The 19,777-nt window shown below is 52.8% G+C and carries 16 protein-coding genes and 1 pseudogene; 8 read left to right on the top strand and 9 right to left on the bottom strand.

Annotated features, from left to right (window positions below; all coding sequences use genetic code 11):
* Positions 1 to 451: 451 nt before the first annotated feature.
* On the top strand, positions 452 to 1,105 hold the full coding sequence (locus tag F8N21_RS09915) for a hypothetical protein (protein WP_150641954.1): 654 nt from the start codon (positions 452 to 454) through the stop codon (positions 1,103 to 1,105).
* Between the two features lie 86 nt (positions 1,106 to 1,191).
* Here F8N21_RS09915 and F8N21_RS31285 read toward each other — a convergent pair whose 3' ends face one another.
* From F8N21_RS31285 to F8N21_RS09890, 5 genes are all read right to left on the bottom strand, one after another.
* A complete protein-coding gene (locus F8N21_RS31285) occupies positions 1,192 to 1,320 on the bottom strand; it encodes a hypothetical protein (RefSeq protein ID WP_263597298.1) in 129 nt (42 codons plus the stop codon).
* Positions 1,321 to 1,505: 185 nt separating this feature from the next.
* Entirely contained in the window at positions 1,506 to 2,081 is a 576-nt protein-coding gene (locus tag F8N21_RS09905; RefSeq protein ID WP_150641953.1) for a hypothetical protein, read from the bottom strand.
* A 94-nt stretch (positions 2,082 to 2,175) separates the two neighbouring features.
* A complete protein-coding gene (locus F8N21_RS09900) occupies positions 2,176 to 3,141 on the bottom strand; it encodes a type II toxin-antitoxin system VapC family toxin (RefSeq protein ID WP_150641952.1) in 966 nt (321 codons plus the stop codon).
* Between the two features lie 218 nt (positions 3,142 to 3,359).
* Positions 3,360 to 5,231 (bottom strand): UvrD-helicase domain-containing protein, encoded by a 1,872-nt coding sequence (locus F8N21_RS09895; protein WP_150641951.1) that lies wholly within the window; start codon positions 5,229 to 5,231, stop codon positions 3,360 to 3,362.
* Entirely contained in the window at positions 5,228 to 7,525 is a 2,298-nt protein-coding gene (locus F8N21_RS09890) for an AAA family ATPase (protein WP_150641950.1), read from the bottom strand. The genes F8N21_RS09895 and F8N21_RS09890 overlap by 4 nt, the downstream gene beginning before the upstream one ends.
* Before the next feature lie 224 nt (positions 7,526 to 7,749).
* Here F8N21_RS09890 and F8N21_RS09885 point away from each other — a divergent pair, with 224 nt between their 5' ends.
* The gene (locus tag F8N21_RS09885) at positions 7,750 to 8,916 is read left to right on the top strand and encodes a restriction endonuclease (RefSeq protein ID WP_150641949.1); all 1,167 of its coding nucleotides are present in this window, start codon (positions 7,750 to 7,752) and stop codon (positions 8,914 to 8,916) included.
* A 232-nt stretch (positions 8,917 to 9,148) separates the two neighbouring features.
* Here F8N21_RS09885 and F8N21_RS09880 read toward each other — a convergent pair whose 3' ends face one another.
* Entirely contained in the window at positions 9,149 to 9,766 is a 618-nt protein-coding gene (locus tag F8N21_RS09880; protein ID WP_150641948.1) for a 3'-5' exonuclease, read from the bottom strand.
* 60 nt (positions 9,767 to 9,826) lie between these two features.
* Positions 9,827 to 10,108 carry a hypothetical protein gene (locus F8N21_RS09875; RefSeq protein ID WP_150641947.1) on the bottom strand — a complete coding sequence of 94 codons (282 nt, stop codon included), beginning with the start codon at positions 10,106 to 10,108 and terminating at the stop codon, positions 9,827 to 9,829.
* Between the two features lie 721 nt (positions 10,109 to 10,829).
* Here F8N21_RS09875 and F8N21_RS09865 point away from each other — a divergent pair.
* Positions 10,830 to 12,536, top strand: a complete 1,707-nt coding sequence (locus tag F8N21_RS09865; RefSeq protein ID WP_150641945.1) for an RNA-directed DNA polymerase — start codon at positions 10,830 to 10,832, stop codon at positions 12,534 to 12,536.
* Between the two features lie 124 nt (positions 12,537 to 12,660).
* Here the strand turns inward: F8N21_RS09865 and F8N21_RS09860 are convergent, their stop codons facing one another.
* Positions 12,661 to 12,870 carry a hypothetical protein gene (locus F8N21_RS09860; protein WP_150641944.1) on the bottom strand — a complete coding sequence of 70 codons (210 nt, stop codon included), beginning with the start codon at positions 12,868 to 12,870 and terminating at the stop codon, positions 12,661 to 12,663.
* Between the two features lie 385 nt (positions 12,871 to 13,255).
* On the opposite strand from F8N21_RS09860, the gene F8N21_RS09855 reads away from it, so the two are divergent.
* The 4 genes from F8N21_RS09855 to F8N21_RS09840 all read left to right on the top strand — a co-directional run bounded on the left by F8N21_RS09855 (position 13,256) and on the right by F8N21_RS09840 (position 16,256).
* Positions 13,256 to 14,563, top strand: a complete 1,308-nt coding sequence (locus F8N21_RS09855; protein ID WP_224788194.1) for an ABC-three component system protein — start codon at positions 13,256 to 13,258, stop codon at positions 14,561 to 14,563.
* Positions 14,564 to 14,566: 3 nt separating this feature from the next.
* Complete coding sequence (locus F8N21_RS09850) at positions 14,567 to 15,052, top strand: three component ABC system middle component (protein ID WP_150641943.1); 486 nt, start codon at positions 14,567 to 14,569, stop codon at positions 15,050 to 15,052.
* Complete coding sequence (locus tag F8N21_RS09845) at positions 15,049 to 15,258, top strand: ABC transporter ATP-binding protein (RefSeq protein ID WP_224788193.1); 210 nt, start codon at positions 15,049 to 15,051, stop codon at positions 15,256 to 15,258. Before F8N21_RS09850 ends, F8N21_RS09845 begins: the two co-directional genes overlap by 4 nt.
* A 581-nt stretch (positions 15,259 to 15,839) precedes the next feature.
* Entirely contained in the window at positions 15,840 to 16,256 is a 417-nt protein-coding gene (locus F8N21_RS09840; RefSeq protein WP_263597297.1) for a class I SAM-dependent methyltransferase, read from the top strand.
* A gap of 902 nt (positions 16,257 to 17,158) precedes the next feature.
* Here the strand turns inward: F8N21_RS09840 and F8N21_RS09835 are convergent.
* Complete coding sequence (locus F8N21_RS09835; protein WP_191624280.1) at positions 17,159 to 18,688, bottom strand: sensor domain-containing diguanylate cyclase; 1,530 nt, start codon at positions 18,686 to 18,688, stop codon at positions 17,159 to 17,161.
* 366 nt (positions 18,689 to 19,054) lie between these two features.
* Between F8N21_RS09835 and F8N21_RS09825 the strand changes: the two are divergent.
* A pseudogene (locus F8N21_RS09825) lies at positions 19,055 to 19,444 on the top strand (LysR substrate-binding domain-containing protein); the annotation flags it as partial.
* Between the last annotated feature and the right edge of the window lie 333 nt (positions 19,445 to 19,777).

The following is a 19,777-nucleotide window of genomic DNA, read 5'->3' as shown; positions in this document are numbered from 1 at the left end:
GATGGCGATAGGTTGATCAAGCGCAACGTTTGCAGGCGTGTTTATGATCTACAGCTGTGACAAAAGGCGGGATGGGGCATGGAGTCCAGAGTAGCTACGTATAGGTATTTGTTTATTTGGCCGCATAAATAGAGTGTTGAGTTATTGGCCTTTCGAGATGGCGATAATCGGTAACCAGCCTCCCGCAGCGCGCTTTACCCTTTGGCGTTGATTGGACGTTTAGTGGTGTAAGCATGGAATATCCGTTTTTCCTGCCGTTTCCGATCTGAGGTCTGATCGCGTTTTCAGCTCTATTGGCCCGTACCTAAACCTAAGGTGCGATTGCTGGCTAATATGTAGGTGCCTACATAACTATTGAGCTGATATGCAGAAGCGAAATGCCGAGCACGATTGTTCGACGTGATCAAGTGATCTAAGCTGATTTTCAGTAGAAAGCCATGTCGAGATCGAAATGGAAACTGACAAAACTGATGAGCAGAAATTTCTTGAAGAGCTCGAAGAGGTAGTTTATAGCTATCTATCAAAGGAAACAGCAGCAAGCTTTAAGCTGCTGCGGCAGTTCATCATGACCCTCAATGAGGAAAGTGACAGAGGGGCTGCGCTAGTCGCAGCAGAAGTACTTAGCGATGCATTGGGTAGTTTGATTAAGTCTAAATTGGTATCTGATAAGAAGCTTATACAAGTTGCATTTTCTACGGCGGGAGCTTTTGGGTCATTTTCAGCAAGGATTGATCACGCATTCTTGCAGGGTTTGCTGCCTGAAGCGTTAAGGAAAGACCTTCATCTTCTCCGAAAAATCAGAAATGAATTTGCTCATAGCACCGACCTCAAGAGCTTTGAGACTCATAGCATTAAGTCGCGATGCATGGAGTTGAATTATTATGGCATAGGTGCAAAGAATTCCGCGCCGCGAATAGTTTTCCAGCGGTCAATGGGTCTTATCTTTCGAATGATCGTCTTGAAAATAACTGAGACACAGCACGCCTCCGTACCGCCTAACCCTGAAACAAAGGAAACTGAAGAGTTTGTGAGGCGATTGGTAGAAGGAATTAAGCAAACTGACTTAGATCTTTCAATTGTTTTCAAAGATGCAGATCTTTTCTAGTCGATAAATAACGCCTCGAGCGACAATCCGCTCCCACCCACTCAGTGCCATAGCGCTGCCAGGTTTCAAGAGCGCCGACACGACCGTCAGGAAACATACTCGCAGTAGTCCAGGCTGTCGCAATCATTGAGAATCGCCAGATGCCAGCCATCGATCTCGACAGATATGTAGTTGCTGTAGCTTTCGCTCCAGGGCTCGCTGCTGGCTCTGGTCATGACGCGCGTGTCGAGCGCGACGTCCTTCAGCACTTTGGTAGATCTCGCGGGCCGTGAGATGGGAGGTTGTGTTCAAATCATTCTGCGCTTGAGTCATTGCTTGCCAACGCTAAGTTGCGGTGTGGAGTGGCGTCAATGAAGAGGTCGCTCCTTCGGGCCAAAAGAGGCCGGGCCTGGAAGATCGATCATTGCAGGCCCATAGTCTGCTTTCTGAACGCGCCAAGGTTCGCCACCCAATTACGCGAGATCATGTGAAGCTTATTGGCAAGGTCACGGCAGCACTCTGGTGTGAAGAATGGCGGCAAATCATCTTGGGCACGGACATACTCAAGAATGTTGCCGTGGCACAGGGTGTGCCGAACCCTGACGAGTTCAACGTTCTGGCGGGTAGGCAGATTGGCTTCGAAATCTTGCTCACCTGGAAATGCTAAGGCATCGATTGACATGCCATTGGCCCTAGCTTGACGCAGCAGTGAGTTACTGAGCAGCGAGATATCGTCAACGTTGTCGATTCGTGCAGGGATCTTCACTTGAGCCATCGTATTGCGAAGCGAGCCCTCGATTCCGGTGAGAAATCCAGTGCAAGCTGGCAGGTAGAGCTCATGCTTCAGCGCGTCATACGCTTGGATGAAAAGCCAATGACTTTCTGCGCCCAGCGAATGTTGAAGCCAATAGCTGCGCTCGTCGAAGTCCGCACGCTGTCTTCGCAGAAAGTCCTCAAGCTGATATTCATCGCCAGACAGTTCATGGGGGGCAGTCACAATGGTTAGCTCATTACAGCAGACTAGAAAGATGGCGGGGCCTGAAGCCCCGCAGCAGAGCTAGAAATCCACACCAGACGCTCGGGACAGGACATCATAGAGTGTTTGCGTTGGAAATCCATTGCAGTACCTCGTCGACACCTGCGCGATTAGCCTTCGCAAGCAGGGTCTTGCCAATCTTAAATGGCGCTTCCTCTCTACAGCGTTCTGCAAACCGAACGAAATTCTTATCCGCCGATATGATGACTTCCGCGTCAACCAAGTGCGTCGCCAGGCGAGAGTCGCCCGGCGTGCCGGTGGTGACCTTGTGCCATGCTTGAAGAAACTCGAACGACCCGCGTAGCCATTGCCGCGGAACCGCTGCGGGATCGAGTTCATGCAGCCATAGCCGATTCATCGACTCGGTTGATGAAAGCATGGCGGGCACGTCGATCTCGCTGTCGAGCGACTCTCTGATCGCACTCTCGTAAATCTGCAGTTCGGACTTGAACATATGCAGGCTGGGCACGCGCCAGTAGTGCACAGGCTTTCCCGTCCAGCCTGGCGTGCCGGTTTCTGGGATGTGTCCGACATGCTGTAGATGTGTCTCACTGCCAGGCTTGATTTTCTTCAGCCGTTCTCTGATGCCGAATGACTGCTCGACAGCCAGGCTCTCTTCTTGCTTCCGTCGAACGCTTTCATTCGTTGGAGGGGAATCAATCTCCCGGCGTGCACGATCCCAGAAGCCACCGGTACGCCTTACCCAGTCATATCTGACCCGATTGAACTCCTTCATGTTCGGCTTGGCTATGACCCATTCCGGCCGCAGCCTGATTATCTCTCCTTTGACCTCAGCGCATTCGCTGAACACCTCAGGCATCAGGCGCTTCCAGTCCTTTTCTGTCAGTAGCTGGATTACCTTACGGCGGGCTTCCGGCACTGGCAGCTGCTGAACTTCATCCACCACCGCAGGAGATACAACAATTTCAACACCTACTGCCCTGGCGCGCATGGCAAGTTCGCCGCCAGCATCTTCATTTGCGATGTAACTCCAGATGTTTGTATCCAAAAAAAATCGCATCAACGCTGTCTCAATCCTGAAAAGTAGTAAGCGTATTACGCTGTGAAGGCCGTCAGATTTTGGATCACCCTACGTCAAACATCCATTGGAATCCTTCGACTGCACCTTGCTTTCCGAAAGCAGGTTTGCGTCGCCTAATCACCTAGCTGAAGCCAGGCCCTGTGCCACTTGTCTCTTCAGTACATCCGTCAAACAATTCATGTCGTTGGTAGTGAGTTTCACAGAAGATCGACCTCGTCGGGCTTGAGCCATCCTGCCTCGATTACTCGCTGCTTAGCTATCCCAGGCTGAGCGGTGTAAACCACAATCGCGAGACTTTCTTCGGCCCGGCTGCACGTGACATACAGCAGGCGACGAGTGCGAGCCAAGGAATCATCTTTGCCCTCGTGTTGATTTTTTACGTCGCTGTCAGAAGCTGGTTTGACACCCAAGAGCTTGTCGTAACTGAAAAGGAAACCACCTGCCTCTTCGTCATTGAGGATGACCATGACTCTGGGGAACTCCAGCCCCTTTACACCCTGGTGCGTGTCGAAGGGGGAAAGCCCATCGGTATAACCAGCGAACGCAGCCATTTCCGAGAAGGGACGCCCTAGTAGAGTCTGGTATGCATGGGTTTCTAATGCATCACGATCCGATGTGTCTGGAGGGGCATCAGTCGTAGCGCCCAGCGATAGAGCTGCTACAAGTCGGTCTGGGAGATCCAGCAGGCCTGTTTGGAGTAGGACTTGAGCGACGTCTCCTATCAGGGGGTCGTTGTCATTGAATAGTTCACACAGCGATTCAGTAGCGTCTCCTGCTTTCTCAAGCAAGGCTAACTGGTCAGGCACCTCTTTCATGGATTTAGGGTCGAGAAGCGGCGACTGAAGCCGCACAGCTTCCATGAGACTGAAATCGTTCGTTTTGGCAGCTTGAAGAATAGGGGCCACCCGTTCGAAAAACAGTTTCAAGATTGGCAGTGTTCCGTCCAGCAGCCCGGTTCGCAGGTGCTCAACCCCATACAAAGGTGTGAACACACCCTCGAACCCCATTCGACGTCCGGCCATCTTGTGTTCAAGGATGAGGGTCTTTCTTCCATCCTTACCAGCTGCCCACTGAGCATCGCCGGTGATGGCTGCCATGCGCTGTGCTATGTCTTCCTCCAACCCGAAGCTTTGACCTGGTGTCTGTTGGGTGCAAAACATTCGAACCGTGCCTTCTATGGCGTCCGGCTTTGGCTTCTGCTGATGATTGTCTGCGCTCGCACGGATTACATTGATAAGATCAACAACCCTTGTTGGGCAGCGACGGTTCATACGTTTTTCGGGCACCGCCCAATCTGGAGGGATCGCTTCCTCCAAGCGCACCTTCCCATCGTTGTAGATGCGTTGCATGGTATCGCCGAGAAGCCCGAGACAGAAACGGTCAGGGATGAGGGATTGTGCTCGCAGAAAAGCATCCATGAGAGGCCCATAGGTATCCTGGCTCTCATCGATCAAGAGTACAGGGTGCAAATCCGCCATAATATTCAGCAATGGAGGCAACTGGATAAAAGCAGCTGCCATTTGAATGACTTCACTATGGTTTAGGGCTTGCCTACCGCGATTGTCGCCGGTAGGGCTGTAAATGAATGTTGATATCTCATCCAGGGAATCGAGGCGACGAGCTTTGCTATCCCTTGAAGCTTGATTTGCTAGAAATGTCTTGTTTTGCCCTCGAGCCTTTCCAAGCTTCTCATTGAGCTCACCAATGTCTTGGGTGAGCTTGACCCGAAGCCACTCACGAATGTCATCATTGAAGCCCTGAATCATCCGCCAAGAGAAGGCGTGAATGGTTGACACAACCACCAGTGGGTCGTGTTCAAGACGGCGGGTAATTTCCTCGGACGCCGCTTTGGTATAGGTGATGATCGCGATTTGGCGTCCTTCAAAAGTCAGTCGTTGCCGTTCCCTATTCTTTAGAATTTTCACGGCTTCGACTAACGAATGGGTTTTTCCAGAACCAGCGCCGGCGTATAGGAAAAAACTCTTCGGATGGTCGAGATTCAGACAGTCCTGAATGATCTGATCGGCATCTGGAACATCATCCATAGCAGCTTCCGGCTGCCGGCTCATGATGTCACCTCGACAATCGCTGAAGGGATGACCAGTAGCTCTTTGCTTTTTCTTTCGAGCTTGGACTGCAACCACGCCAAGCCTTCATGGATGTAAGTAGGCACCGTCAACTTGGCGAAATCAGAATCGCCGAGAACGTGTAGTGCGAACTCAGCCTTATCACCATCCTTGAGCTTGGTGAACAGCTCTGTGCCAAGCTCTAAGGATGTTTCTGCTTCACGTAGCGCCTTGGCGAAAGATCGCATCAGCCCGCGTCCCGCTTTGTTAGCAAAATGCTCTGTGTTGCTCAAGACAAGGCTGTCTTCAAAGGTATTTGGTAATGCTTCGACCTCTAGCCCAGTTTTGGGTAAGCGGACAGTAATGGGCGTCTGATAAGCGATCCTGATCGAAAACAGCTCGTCAATTTGCTGAGCTTTACTGTCGGAGGTTAGATCCAGTAATGAGTCCACATCATGTCCAAGGCCTGCTGCTCGCATCCAATGGCGCACGGTTGGGTTGTTAGTGGTTTGGCCTTTCTTCCGCTCGACAGGTTTGCCGATCTGTAGGAGACCCGCGTCCAAGTCAGTTATCACCAGAGTGACAATACCCAACGCATCGATCAGGGGCCGGAGCCGATGCGCGTGGCTTCCCCCAATATCCAAAATGGTGATGTAGCACTGGTCTAGGAAACGAAAGTGCTGCCTCAAAAAATGTGGAAGCATCATGCGCTCAGCGGCCCCCTCAACAAGGATCACCGCATCCGCAAAGAACAGGTCGGCATGTTGGGCCCGAAGGTAACGGGTAACGAATTCCTTCGTTTGATTGGACTCGCCGAACACTGTACTTAGGTTCGAAACGGTAGAGACTGGGATTGATATCCCGGCCATGCCGGACGGAAGTCTGCGGAAGTATCTCAAGTTTTCGTAGTCAATCTCATGAGCTACGTGGCTGGAATGGGAACTCACCATCAGCTGTGTCCTGAGGTTCGGATACTTCACTAGCAATGGGTCGCTGCACAGCACATGGTAGGCGTGTTTTATGAATGCTTGCTGAACCTGGACGTGTAGGTGGGCCTCCGGTTCTTCGATTAGAACCAAATGTATAGGCTCAACACCAGTAGCGCTTTGCTCTTCAGGGCTTCTGTACTTCTTCAGCCATTCATCTCGAAATGCCATCAATCGGAATATCATTGAGATGAGGTTCTGGTAGCCGAGCCCGTTGGACGTCTCCGGAAGCCTAAGAGGCGGTGCTCCAGGGGCTCCTCCAACGGAATCCAATTCAAACAGCACAGCTGCTTCGTGGTTCATCCCGTCCGTAGGGGCGAGGCGGGTGGAAACTCGGATGGATGGGTCGGAATTATTCGGATAGCCCAAGCCGGCGACTTCCTTGAGCGCAGGCGCGAAGCTCGTGCTCAAGCGAGTGTCAAAGGCGGTTTGAGCTGCCTCAATTGCTCTGAGTGCCTCCAAATCTGAAATATCTGGGCTATCGCCTGGATCGAGATGCCTGCTGTAGTACGCTCGCAATTGTTCCGAGAGCTTCCTGCCCGATCCATGTCCTCCCTCTAGGACGCCTTCGTCAGCGCTGTCACCAAAGCCGCGTTGAGCATTGATCTCGTGGACTCGAATCAGGTCTGTTAGGGGATTGCGCTCGAGTGGCGTTGCAGTGGCCGCAAGCGGTTGCTGGTTAGCTTTACGAGTTGCAGGATCTGGAGCTTTTAGCTGGCCTGGATCAAGTCGGTACCATCGGATCTTGAAGGTTTTACCGATTCGCCGATTCAGGTAGTCATGCAAGCTCTGCGGCCAGAGCGGAAGCGATGGTGGCTGCGTACCTAGCGCTGCCTGTTTTTGAATTTCCTGCTGAAGCTCCCTCACTCGTGCTCGCTCTTTGCAGTAATCGACAAACAGCGTTGGCATATCATCTGGCTCCAGCCGGAACCGCATACCGACATGGCCGCCTTTCCAGGCGAAGTTCGGTATGAGATCTCGGATGTGATGAAGCTCGCCCTGAGCTGCTTCAAGCCAAATATCTAGCGTTGGCAACCAGTCAGCCCATTCATTTGCGACTGGGATGGGGAAGCTATCATCTGCAGCCTCCCAAGCTTCACCAATGGCATCGATTGTGGCGAGATGGCTCAGAGTAAGATCTTGCAATCTGAAAATCGACGCTTTCGAAAGTAGGAACTTGCGCAAGGCCAGCATCGCAGATGATTTGCCACTGTTGTTGGCTCCAACGAGGAGTGTGGTCTCGGCTGCGAGGTCGACTCGTACGGATAGGAGCTTGCGGAAGTTCGCGATTTCCAGATGCTGAATTTGCATAGTCTCTTCCCTGATGACTGCTCAACAACGGAGCGTCCGGCTGATAGATGCTGGAACTCTAGCTTAGCCGGCCCGGCACTCCAACCGCCGTGATGGGATTTCGCCATCATTGATGCGTCTGCGTGCAGTGGAAACAAGCTCGTGGACTGAGTGATGGCACTGAGCTATGGTCGCTAGCATGATGTGCGTGAAGGCGCGCGATGACTTAGGAAGGAACGGAAACGATGATTTACCAATGCAACGGATGCAACAGGACTACCTTCGAGACAGCATGCCCGTGGTGCATGAGCTCCCAAGTTTCGCCGTCATCAGAGCTCACGTTGCGGCACCTCACTCCACTGGATCCTTCGTTTTATCCCGACTTTCAATACAGATCCAAAGGCTTGATTCAAGACTTCTTCGGTAAGAAGAAAGAGCAAGCCCAACTGAACGATCTTCTGAACAACGTATTGAGAAAATACGCGGAGCTGAAGCAGCCATACTTTACGAACTTCATTCACACGACTCGCGAAAGCGCAGGTAGCAGCGATGACGCAGGCGTGCCCGGCCCACGTTTGGATGGTGTGTACAGCGAGAGAGAGCTGTTCAGGGAGGTCTTGATTCGCAAAGGTTTTGACGAGCTTGAAGGGCTTCCATCTCTTTTGGACAAGCTGCTGCAAACCACAGCATTCAACTCTGCCTACCTGGGCTTCTCGAGAGAGTTGACCCGCCACATCCGAGCTGATCTTGCCGACACCTTACGTTCCTGGATTGAAGAGGCCGGGACAACGTTCAGGTCTGACCTGGCCTTGTTCTACTACCACCTCTGGGAAAATGACGTTCCATTTCCCAATGTCCAATTCAATCCCCAAGCAGCCTCCACATCTGGCGTACCGCTGCTTCCGCTACAGTCTTTTCGGAATGGCTTGAGCCTGTGCGAGGAGATTTATTTCGATATCCTCGTTGAGCGGCTGGGATCACAGCTCGAGCATTTCAATCCGAACCAGTTCATCACTATGTACCTGGTGGATGCGATGGACGGTTTTCAGTTCGAAGCCTTCCTGGTCGAGATCTTTCAAACCATTGGCTATGACGTTAAAGAGACCAAAAAGACTGCTGATCAAGGTGCCGATCTTTTCGTTAGCCGCTTCGGCAAAAACATGGTGATCCAGGCAAAGAATTATGCCGGGTCAGTAGGTAACGCAGCTGTCCAGCAAGCCATTTCTGCCAAGGCCTTCTACGGATGCGACGAGGCCATGGTGGTTACCAACTCGTACTACACGAAGTCTGCAAAGGAATTGGCCAGCACAGCTGGCGTGCGGCTGATCGACCGGGATGGTCTTCAGAGCTACCTGGATGACTACAATCAGAAGCTCATCGAAATCTTCCAGGCCGAGGAAGAAATTGACTAGAGTTGCCGTTATAGGTGCGCCGTGGAAATGATTATTTTCCATTCGGCGACAGAACGGTTTGTGAGCGCGAGCCATCTGGGCCCACTTGAGGGCCAGCTTTCCAGGTAACATCGTCTGGATGCCTGTATAGCAGGTACTTGTCTGAGCTGGATCGCGTGCTTCACTTGATAGTGATAACTGAGGTTGATTGTTGCTATCGCTCCTTCGGGCCCACGAGGCCCGGCTCACCTAGTCAGCTGAGCATCTCCTTAATGATAGACGCAACATTTCGAGCATCGTCTATGCCTCGGTGATAGGTACCTTTCCAATCCAGGCCCATCGACTCTACCGTTTGCTTAAGTGATTTCGGTCGATTGTCATACAAGCCTGCATGCCATTTCCTGGCATTGAAATGGGGCAAGCCTTCGAGTAGGGAAGGGCACGCAGCAAACCCTGCGTCTCGCTCAAGCTGCCTTGCATCATAGTCACCCCACGATGCCCAAGCAGCGTTTGGATATCGCGCAATAAACGCTCCTAGCTCCTGGCCAACCTCCACATAGGTTCGTGCACTATCCACGTCCGCTTGTTGAATGGACGTAAGCTTTTTACAGAAATCGGTCAGGACAGGATTGATCTGAGGCCGAACGAAGCGCTGGAATTCATCGACGATCTCAAGCGTTTCCAAATCGATTACCACCAAGCCAACTTCGATCGTTTCCATCTGATCGGGGACGACCGCGAGCGGCCTTTTCGATCCAGACTCATCAACCTCATCACACGTTGCCTCAAGGTCTACGCAATAGAGGTAGCGGTATGGCGCGAGGAGGTTTTGGATGGCTTGGAGATAATGAAGTTTTGCTTCGATACTCATGGCAAGGTCGCCCTCCTGATTATGCAAGCTGTTCAATCTATGAATTGAGGGCGGTTGGTTTTACAGATCTGGATAATCATTAAGCCTAAGACTAAGGGGCGCCGCGTCTTCCGGCTCGCCCTTAGGCGCACGTATCACTCCGGCTTCAGCGTCTGCACGCATCTGCTCGAGCTCCTTGTGAAATGCCTTGTCCTGAACCGTGGGCTTGCTCGCGTAAGGTTTGCGCTCTGGTTCAGGCTTGGCTGCATAGGTCGTTACCGCGTCTGGGTCGTGCTGCAGCTTTTCTTGAACTTGCGATGCCAGCATTGTACGGAGCGCGTCTTTGTCGGGACGGTTCAACAAGTTGTTACTCCTATTCGGAAGCCAGGCACTAGCTATTCGATTGGTACATTGAGCAGTTGGTGAGGGCAGGGCTGTTATATTAGTGGTTGCATCGCAGATTGGCAGGTTACCTGGAGTGCAGGTTAAAAATCCTGGTAAGCCTACCAAGCCTTGGCGGCAACCGTTTGTGATGAAAATGATGTCATAGCTACAGTCTTGAATGCAGCTTTCGAGATGACTGAAGTGGCCAAACATTCGCCTGCCGTTTTGCATGCATGCTCAGAGCCCAGCGAGCAGCCGCTCAAGCTGTTCTCGCTCCCAGGTGCTCAATAGCTCGACAGGATCAGCTCCGTCGCGTTGCCAGGGGTCAAGTGTACCGACTCGGCCATCAGGCGATCTGCAGTACTCGCAGTAGTCCAGGGTGTCACAGTCATTGAAAAGCGTGAGCTGCCAGCCACCAGTCTCCACGGGCATGAGGCCGTGGTAGATCTCATTCCATGATTGGATGGAGCTTCGCGTTATGAAGCGTTTGCCGAGCGCGACGTCCGTCAGTACTTGGCAGACCTCGAGGGCGGTGAGAGGGGCGGTTGTGTACAAATCAGTTGCATCCCAATGATTGCTTGCCTATCGCCTTAGCTTTGCCGAAAAAAAGGTAATTCTGACAAGGCAGCACCGTAGGATGTCGACGTTTGGCTTTCCACAGTAAGATGTTCTCTTCGAACGATGCCAGAGAAGGGACGCCATGGAACTCCAAGACCTGCTTGCGAAAGGCTACTTTCCCGTCCAGCTTCCTACCGGGTTCAGCACTAAACAGCTTGCGGCCAATTTGAGTCATATCCAAGCGCCCTGGGACGCCGAGTTGGCCAAAAAAAATTCTGTGCTGTCACTAGGCGAGCGCTTCTCGGTTGCTAGATCGTCGTACAGCAGACGTATCACATCCATCATCAATCCGGTCAATTTTTATGGACTGGCTAGAGATATTTGTGAGTACTGGCCCCGCATACAAGAACATTACGAAACGAGCGAAATATCCCGCAGCATCCCAGGGTCAGGGGGTAGCTTGCGGGCGATTGATCTGACCAAGTTCACAGACCTCTACGAGGAGCGCGTTCGGCAATCCGCAGGTGCTCGCTACGCTCTTGTCACGGACATCTCAAGCTATTTTCCTACGGTGTACACCCACACCATTCCTTGGGCTCTTCACACCAAAGCCGTCGCGAAGACGAATAAGAAGAAGACCGCACAACACTTCGGCAACATCCTCGACGGTCGATGCATGGGGACTCAGGACGGGCAAACTGTCGGGCTTCCTATCGGCCCCGATACCTCTCACATCATTGCCGAAATCATCGGCGTTTCCATCGATAAGGCGATCCACGAGGAACTCGGAGCTTGGCCGAAGGGCTTTCGGTACGTCGACGATTTCACGTTTTTCTTCAACCGGCGGGAAGAAGCGGAGAGGGCGCTTGCGGTAATCATAAAATGCGTCAGTTCGTTTGAGCTGCAGATCAATGCGTCCAAGACACGAATTGTGGAGGTGCGCGAGCTGGTGCAGGAGTCATGGAAATACAGTCTGAAAAAGCTCCAGATTTCCGCGATGATCAGGCAGCAAAAGGATGACATCCATTATTACTTTGAGATGCTGTTCTCCTTGGAGTCGAGATTTAAAGATGAAAGCTTGGTGAAGTACGGCCTCAAACAGCTGTCATCCACCATCATCAAGATCCCGAACTGGCCCATTGCCGAAGCCTATTTACTGAAGTGCGGCTACGGCTTTCCGAATACCTTGCAGGTGATTACCCAGATCCTCGCGACCTACCATCATCACGGATATCCGCTGAACCTCATCGCAATCACCGATTTCTGCAGCAACCTTTTGGAATCCGCCTCAGCGGCGAATCACCACAGTGAAACCGCGTGGCTTCTGTGGTTGAGTAAGGAAATCGGAATCACGCTCAAAGCATCGCTAATTGAGCAAGTCTTGCGGGTTGAGAGTTCAGTATGTTCTCTCATCGCTCTTGACCTGTATCACAGTGGCTATGTAGATAACCTAATTGATGTATCAAGCCTGCAAGCCCTCGTGTCCCCCGAAGCCCTTTATGGAACCCATTGGCTGATGGCGTACGAGGGCGGACGAAGGCGATGGCTTGGCAATACCGATTTGTCGTTTATCCAGGGGCACCCATGCTTCGGTGTGCTGCTGGCCGCAGGTGTCGGATTTTACAGTCAAGAAGCCAAGATTCCGCCCATCTTCGTTCTCAAAGCAACCGCGCACGGTGAAGCCCGGTTTAACACGGACGAGGAAATCGATGACAACTTCGAATTCGATAACATGGACGAGGAATATTTCGATTCAACAAGTCGGGACGAGGAGGATGGGGTCGAACATGAGATAGAAGAGGCTGGCGAGGACGACGATCCACTAGAAGATCCCGATGATCTCTATTGAAATCATCGAGCGAGTCGTTGCGTCTGATTTCGAAGATTGACGCTACGCTTAAGTTAAGCCGTCGATGGGGGGGCGCCCCTTCGGGCCAACGAGGCCCGGCTAGTCTAACAAGCTCGAAACCTACTCACTCCGGCGACATCAGCACCGCAAACGTCATGTTTATGAACTCTTCATTCTTGCTCATTGTGGCCAAAGCACCGCGTACATTGCCGGCGACATCTGCTGATCCGCGCTGCTCGACCCAGAGCGTGAGTTCCATGATCGCGGCTTCGAGGGCGAGTTGGTTTTGATTGATCTTGAAGAGCAGGGAAGGGAGCAGGTCTGTGCTGGACATTGTGAATCCTCCGTGGAAGAGGGCAGCGTAGCAAAAGGTTTGAAACAGTCGCGCGGTTTCGACACCGGCTGAGTGATTTCGGTTTGAGTACAAAGGGTCAATACGCCTGAGCAAAGGGTCTGTCAGCACGCAATCTAGCTCCGACTGACAATCGGACAGGGTGTACCGTCAAAAGAAGACGATTTCAAGAATGAAACGTACTTCAGCTGAGACAATTTATGACAGCGTTCAAAGCCGTTTTGCCAGATTTTTATCGTGAGGTAGGACGCGTCAAAGGGAGAAGCACTACCCAAGATCCGACGGATACGGAAAGATCTCGTCATGGTTTTTCTCGGTAGTCGCTTGACGGCATGTAGGAACTCAGATCCTAGCCCAGTGACACGTTATGGCCTCGCCTGACTTTCTTGGATGGCACTCTGGTATCATTTTCCCGGTTGGCAAATTTGCATCACTTGCTGTATTAGGAGGCTTTGTGCAGGTTATGGATAACACAGAATCAAATACGGTTCATGACGCGTCGCCAGCCGCCTTGGGATTTTACTATCAGAGCCAGTTTGCATTGCTGACGCTGTTGTCTCAGACCGCTGATGACGCCGCCGTGGCCGTGGAGAGACTGGACGATGTAGAGCTCAAGGCCAACGGGCAGAAGCTGCTCTTTCAGCTCAAGCATTCCGTCCAGGAAAACCCTCCTCCTGTCAGTCTGGCATCCGTAGCGTTGTGGAAGACAATCAGAGTGTGGATCGATGCCTTGCCGTTGGTGTCACTCGCCGATACGACCTTCCATCTTGTTTCGGTGGGGAAGGTGCCGGACAACTCACCACTGCAGGCCCTGTGCGACACGCACGCTGATCGCGATGTGCTACTCAAGGCACTAGTTGAAGAGGCTGCCAGAGTGGTCGAGGAGCGTGCTAGCGCAAAGTCTGCTGGTGACAAAGTTCCTCATGGGCCACGTGCCGCTGGCTGTGAAGCGTTTCTTGCTCTCGATGCTTCGGTCAGACTGAGTCTGCTCCGACGAATTCACATTCAGCAGGACAGCGTCACCATCGGGCAAATCCCTGACGTGGTTTCTAAAAGATTGCACATCCTTCCCAAGGAGCAACGACTTAAGGCAGCCGAACGTTTGCTGGCATGGTGGGATCAGCAAGTCATCTATACCCTTTGCGGTAAGCGTGAGCGGGTCATCCAGCGCAGTGAGATGGAACATTGTATTTCCTCAATCATTGCGCAGTTGGAGGAGGAGAAACTTGTAGCCGAGTTCGATCTGGTCAGCCACCCCGAGGACTATGAAGCTGACGGAATGCTGTACCGCCAGATTGCCTTGGTCGATGGAAAGGGATCCGACGTGTCCAGGGCTGTTCGCGAGCAATGGCGAGCGAAGGAGCAGCGATCAAAATGGATCGTCGATAATCCGCAGATGCGCTCGAAGATCGCAGGCTACGACGCCAAGCTCGCCGAGCACTGGTCAGATCGGCATGTTCAGATGGCCGAGGACTGCGAGGATCTCAGCGCCTCCCAAGTGCGAGCCAAGGGTTTGGAGCTTCTGCGCTGGACTCACGAATTTGCCCCAAATCAAGTTGAGCCCATCGCCCCCAGTTGGCAGGGACACTACTACGTTCGAGGCACCTTTCAGGTACTGGCCATCGACCTTCAGGTTGGATGGCACGCGGACTATCGCAAGCTTCTCAAGGACTAGAGCATGGTCATCGCCCATGACATTTTTGCCGAAACCAATCCGGCTTATTGCGCCGCGCTACTGGCCACGTTTGTGGGCGCCTATCGTTCCCAATGCGACACCGATCCGGACATCGTTTTGTGTTACGCAGCCCTGCCTCTGGCGTTGTCTGGTGATCTCGCAGCCACGTTCGACCGTACCAACAGCCGTACTGGCCTGCTGGAGTGGCTTCATCGTAGCCCGGTCATTCAGATCCGGCTCGCTGGTCGGGTGAATGGCTCACTGGATATCGTGACGGAAGCAATCCGATTTGCCTGCTTCAGCAACCTCCTCGTGGTCAACGCCGAAGGCCGATTAGTCCCTGGTGCCTCTAGCGTGCCGAAAGGCCTTACGAAACAGCTTGGCGAAAACACCCAGCAAACTTTCAAACACATTGAACGCCTGGGCTGCTGGCTGGCCTTGGCAGGCTCGACAAGGACGGTATTCGACATGATGGGGCTGGAGTTATGAGCCGTTGGAACATTTCAGACATCTTTTTTATTGGCGAAGGCGGGCGTGTTCGCATCCTCGACCTGAAGCCTGGAGAGGTCAATATTTTCACCGGGGCATCCGGCACAGGTAAGTCGACGTTGATCAAGGCGATCGACTATTGCCTTGGCTCCAGCAAATGTGAGCTCGCAGCTCATGTGAAGCGTCACAGCCTTACCATAAGCTAACGAATGGAAAGCAGGACTCATCTACAGCTTCAAGCCGAGCTCGCAGTTCGTTATTCTCCGGAAATTGAGCCAAGCCAGATGGTCGCCACTGGGCGTACGGGCAAAACATCGGAAAAGGGACAAACGGTGACACCATGCGGACACCAGCATCGTAAGATCATTAATAGAGTTTCGAATATTGTAGACGCTGGCGAAATGCGTCACCGGGCGACACTGATTAATGAGTGCCAGCGTCAGGTCAAGGCGGGGCATTCTTGGCTAAGTCGTTGATATTCAACCCGACACAGGTTCATGAAAAACCGACACAGAATGGTGAAAATGAACAGCTGATGAACATATCTAACATAGCACCTCGTTTAACATAATATACATTATGCGTAGTACTAGATATTCCCCGTGGGCCTTCCCCAGGGTGCTTTTCAAGCAGCCATCTTGGCTATTCACCCTTTGAGCCTTCAGGACCCACTCCATGCACGAATCGGCCAATCACATAGCTCTACGAACGTTTCGCTCTGGCATGGGATCGTCGGCGTGCCGATCGGTTTATCGAGCGCCATGGGTTCGAACGTTTTCATCAGGCTATGGGTGGTCGTGGATCTGTTCTGGATCTGGGCTGTGGATCCGGTGAACCTGTCGCTCGGTATGTGATCGAGCTCGGACATAACGTCACGGGTGTTGACGCTTCGGATTCGCTGGTCCGTTTATGCCGCCAGCGTTTTGCACAGCAGCGTTGGCTGACGGCTGATAGGCGAAATCTGCAGCTGGGTGAAAAGTTCGCCGGTATCCTGGCCTGGAACAGCTTCTTTCATTTATCGCAGGCAGACCAGCGATGCATGTTTGCAGTGGTTCAGGGCTCATTCCCAATTGAGATCAATGTTGATGTTCACCAGCGGTCCCGCATTGAGCGAAGCCATTGGCAGTTTTCAGGGAGAGCCGCTTTACCATTCGAGTCTGAGCCCCTAGGAATACGAGATGCTGTTGCAGACTCATGGTTTTGAAGTCGTCCGCCACGTAAGTGAAGATGCCACTGTGGCGGATTGACGGTCTGGTTGGCACGCTGAGTGAACATTGCGCTGTCTCGCGCTGGAGCGAAAATCAGTAAGGTGATGGGCGACTAAAAAGCCACAGCTACACAGTAATTGCACTCACTGGACAAAACTTGCGAACCTGGTACACGGACATTTCCAGATTTACGACGCAGCTGAACTGATGGATTACCTGGAAAAAGCCCAAACAGAGTGAGATTTTCGGGTGTGAAAAGACCTGAATAATAGGGAAAACCCTCTTGTGCCCTGCTCTCTCTTTAAGATGATTTAGTTATAACTCAACTAAATGACTGTTTAGTTGAGTTATAATTTATCAGCCCTGTAAAAATGAATTTCACTACTCCGACCTCGAGATAAATAAATCGAATTCGCTTCCAGTGTCCTGCATTTCTTACCATCAACACTCTGTTCGCTTCGTTCCTTGAAGATACTTTAGACCGCCTTGTTCGACCGACCGCCAGGCTAAGACTGAGGCGAGTGCGCAATCCCGAATTACATACCTGCACCTGCGCTACCGTGGCGGCGTTTGACTACCCTGCCCCTAAGTTTTTTATATGTATCAATGAGTTGCAGCTAACTCATGACGTAATACCTCTATAATGCTCCTTTGGGCTGGGCCGGCACTCCGGTGTTGGCCAAAGAGACACGCAATAAAGACAAAACAGCCGTTACCGCAGGCATGGATATGTATACCGACCATAAGCCAAGATCAAAAGATCGCAGCCTTCGGCAGCTCCTACATTGGGATTGGGTACATCCGTGAGGGATAGGTCGACTGTCAGGCCGCCATCGCGAGCAGGCTCGCTCCCACCATGGATCGATGTACATCCGCGAGAGAGTGGTCAGGCCACCCCTCACACTATGGCGCAACCCTCGCCCTGCACTCCCGCAGCGGCGACAATCAGGCGATTTCTGCCCTGGGTTTTTGCCGAGTAAAGAGCGCGGTCTGCACGGTCGATCAGCGCCTTTTCATCCTGGTCGCTGTCGTAGGCGACATAAGTCGCCAGCCCCAGACTGGCGGTCACGATACCGAAAGGACTCGCCAGGTGCTCGGCAGCGATAGCGCGCAGAATCACCTCGGCAACCGTGCGGGCTCCCGATTCATCCGTATTGGGCATTACCACGGCGATTTCTTCTCCACCATAGCGGGCCGTCATGTCACCTGGACGGCCCACACAGTGTTTGATCGACTGACAGATGACCCGCAGGCATTCGTCTCCGGCCAGATGCCCATAGTGGTCGTTGTAACCTTTGAAAAAATCCACGTCGATCAAGATAAGTGACAGCGGGCTTGCAAGTCGCTTGGCGCGTTTGAATTCGATATCCAGAAACTGATCGAAATGCCGGCGGTTGGCGAGACCGGTGAGCTTGTCCTCACTGGCGAGGATCTCCAGCCGGTGGTTAAGCTCGATCAGCGCGGTCTGGGTGGTTCGCAGTTCTTTCTCGGCTCGAATACGACGATTGATGTGGGTAATCAATCTGCGCCCCAGCGCAACCAGAAGGCCCAACAGCAGCGCCACCACGGCGGCGGATTGCTTTGTCTGGCTCCACCAGGCTTGCATGGCCTCGGTCTGGCCTACCGCTACAGTCGTTACGACGGGATATTGAGCGCTTTTCTTGAACCCATAGATGCGATGGATGCCATCGACTTTTGAATTAAAACCCAAGGTGCCTGACGAAGTGTTGCGCAGGAACTCGGAAAATATTGGAGCAGCAGACAGATCACGACCGATGTCCTGCTCGTTGAAGGGATACCTCACCAGAAGACGCCCTTCGGCTGAGGTCAGGCTGATCGCGCCGAACTGCCCCACGCGAATGGTTCGATACAGCTTGAGGAAGTGCTCCAGGCTGATGGTTGCGACTATCACCCCGGCAAAACCTCCATCTGGATGATCAATACGTCGACTGACTGAAATCACCCAGGCGCCGGTGGCACGACTGAGAATCGCCGGGCCTATGAATAGGCCGCGGCCTGGACTGTCGCGGTGATGCTGGAAAAATGTACGATCAGCGTTGTTGCTATCGAGTGAAGCAAGATTGTTGGTCGAGAACGTCCAGTTCCCCTGGGCGTCATACAGCACCACGCTGTTCAACTGCGAAAGCGTTTGCATCTCCTGAGCGACCAGCAATCTCAGACGTTCGAGCTGCTGCGGGCCGGTCCCGTCTTTCTCGATCCTTTCTGTCAGATCCAGCAGTACGATTTCACTTTGCTTGAAGGTACCGTCGGTGTAAGTGTTGAGCGCATTGGTCAAATTCAATGTGTCGGTTTCGATGTCATTCAAGGTGTTCTGGCGGGCGGTCCAAATCTGCCAGACAGTCAGCAGCACCACGGATACACACACCAGGAAAGTCAGCAAAGTGGCAAGTCGAAGATCGCGCTTCAAAGGGGTACCGAGGCAGTTGAATGAACATGGGTCAAAGGTCGCGCAGTATAAACGCCTTCGAACCGCGCTAATGACTGCAATGACAGCTATGGAAGACGCAAGAGCACCCAGAGGCTCCTCCATATGGCCAACGCCTGTGACAATCGGATTCGATTGATGAGCACACCTCATAACTCTATGCGGCTTATTGGCCTTAATCGATTTATCAAACCTTTCTAGTATGTGAAGGATGAGTTCTCCGTTTCTCAAGAGGGTTGTCGATGAAAACTGTTGGTTATGCCGCTCAATCCCCCGAGACGCCGCTGGCGCCCTTCACTTTTGCCCGTCGCGAACTTCGCAGCAACGATGTCGCCATGGAGGTCCTGGGTAGGTTCCCCTGCCTACTTTGCCGACCGTTCGCTGCCCGGGACACCTCGCGATCTGACGGCGCATCAATGCAATAACCTGCGACTGCCCACCAATGGCGGCTTGTATGCCTGGGAGTTTAAAAAAGGCGAGGAAAGCCTGAAAGTTCGAGTGTCTGGCCAGGTCACGTTCAACGGTGTGTACCAGCTTCTCGACGCAGCGCTGGACGGATTCGGTTTGAGTTACATCCCTGAGGACCTTCTCGCGCCACACATTGCAGATGGCCGCCTGGTACAGGTGCTTGAGGACTGGTGCGCGCCATTTGCCGGCTTCCATCTCTACTACCCCAGCCGTCGCCAGGCCTCCCCCGCCTTTGCTTTGCTGCTGGACGCCCTGCGGTATCGGGGTTGAAAGCTGTGCCCTGCGACCATCCATAAACACCGCAGATCTGTATGGGAGCGGGCTTGCCCCAATGCCAGTCAGTTAAGCGAAATCGTGCGAGGAACGCTTCAGATTGTTCGCCAGGCTCAAGAACCACCCCTCTCCCTAACCTTCTCCCCAGGGGGCATAGGTATCTACACATCTTTTAAGGGCTGCCGAATACTGTGGCGAGGGGGCTTGCCCCCGCTGGGTCGCGAAGCGGCCCTAAAACCGGCAATCGCAGTTTTCCAGGTAGAACGCATCCGCTGGTTTTACGACTGCTGCGCAGCCGAGCGGGGCGGTGCGGCGTTCCGACAAGCCCCC

This window comes from Pseudomonas fluorescens (assembly GCF_902497895.1).
Lineage (GTDB): Bacteria > Pseudomonadota > Gammaproteobacteria > Pseudomonadales > Pseudomonadaceae > Aquipseudomonas > Aquipseudomonas fluorescens_BP.
This window is presented reverse-complemented; position numbering and strand designations above follow the sequence as displayed.